Source organism: Pseudomonas sp. FSL R10-1339 (genome assembly GCF_009600545.1).
Classification (GTDB): Bacteria; Pseudomonadota; Gammaproteobacteria; order Pseudomonadales; family Pseudomonadaceae; genus Aquipseudomonas; species Aquipseudomonas bubulae.
This window is the reverse complement of the sequence record NZ_WIVQ01000217.1, coordinates 1-1236: the sequence shown is the minus strand read 5'-3', so window position 1 is coordinate 1236 and position 1236 is coordinate 1. Positions and strand designations below refer to the sequence as shown.

Below are 1236 nucleotides of genomic sequence, written 5' to 3'. Positions count from 1 at the left end.
CTGTAGTGGTCAACTCATCCCGGACACGACGTTAAGTTTTTTCTCGGCCTGAGCCGGCGTTAGCCCGCCATTAAATTGATGAGGCCGTATCCAGTTGTAGCGATGCATCAAATAATGACTGATGTCTCGTTGTGCCTGCTGAACCGACATATAACCCACTGAAGGTATCCACTCGGTTTTCAAGCTGCGAAATACTCGCTCCATCGGCGAGTTGTCGTAGCAATTGCCCCGGCGACTCATGCTCTGGCTGATGCGGTACCGCCACAGACGCTGACGGAAGTGGCGACTTCCATATTGCGATCCCTGATCCGAATGAAACAGCAGCCCTTGAGGCTTCCCGCGTTGCTCATAGGCCATATCCAGTGCTTTGGTGACCAAGTCAGCATCCGGGTTTCCTGATAACGCCCAGCCCACTATCCGGCGAGCATAGAGATCCATAACCACGGCCAGGTAGTGCCATTTCCCTTGCGCCCAGATGTAGGTGATGTCACCGCACCAAACCTTGTTTGGCTCGGGAACATCGAATTTACGATTCAGTGTATTTGGAATGTCAGGCCGCTCGACCGTTGCTTTTTTGTAGGCATGCGAGCCAGGCTGCTTGCTGATCAACCCCAGTTCCCGCATCAAGCCTCGCACCTTGAAACGCCCGATCTGCTCGCCATCATCCTGCATCATCGACACGATACTTCGGCTGCCAGCAGCGTTTCGGCTCTGGGTGAACAGTTCGTTGACTCGACTGCGTAATCGAATTCTCTCAACGCCCGGAGAACGCCGCCTGAGGTGATGGGCGTAGTAAGTCGAACGGGTGATTTCGAACACCTCGCACAAGCAGTCAACAGGTTCATGGGCGCTTAGCTGATGGATCAGTGCGAACGCTCGAGATCTTCCGACATCAAGAGCGCGGTAGCCTTTTTTAATATCGATTTCTCTCGTTCAAGACGGGCGATTCGGGCTTCCAGTTCCTGGATCTTTTGCTGCTCTGGGGTGAGCGCCTTGCTCTGCGGGGTGACGCCTGTGCGTTCCTGCAGAAGCTGACTGACCCAACGGCGCAGGGCCGACTCGCCAATGCCGAGTGAACGACTGGCTTCGATGCAGCTGTAATTTTGTTTGAGTACGAGGTCAGCAGCCTCGCGTTTGAATTCAGCGGAAAAGACACGACGTTGCTTGGTCATCTGACACCTCGATATGGCGAGCATTCTCGCCTAAATGAGTGTCCGGTTTCATTAGACCACTACA

The 1236-nt window shown here is 54.0% G+C and carries 1 protein-coding gene; it reads right to left on the bottom strand.

Annotated features, from left to right (window positions below; translation table 11 throughout):
• Positions 1 to 9: 9 nt before the first annotated feature.
• Positions 10 to 1172, bottom strand: a protein-coding gene (locus tag GHO03_RS24475; protein WP_153400688.1) for an IS3 family transposase whose coding sequence is annotated in 2 segments (ribosomal slippage) — positions 10 to 917 and positions 917 to 1172 — 1164 coding nt in all. Because the reading frame shifts where the segments join, the coding sequence is not laid out codon by codon here.
• Positions 1173 to 1236: the final 64 nt, after the last annotated feature.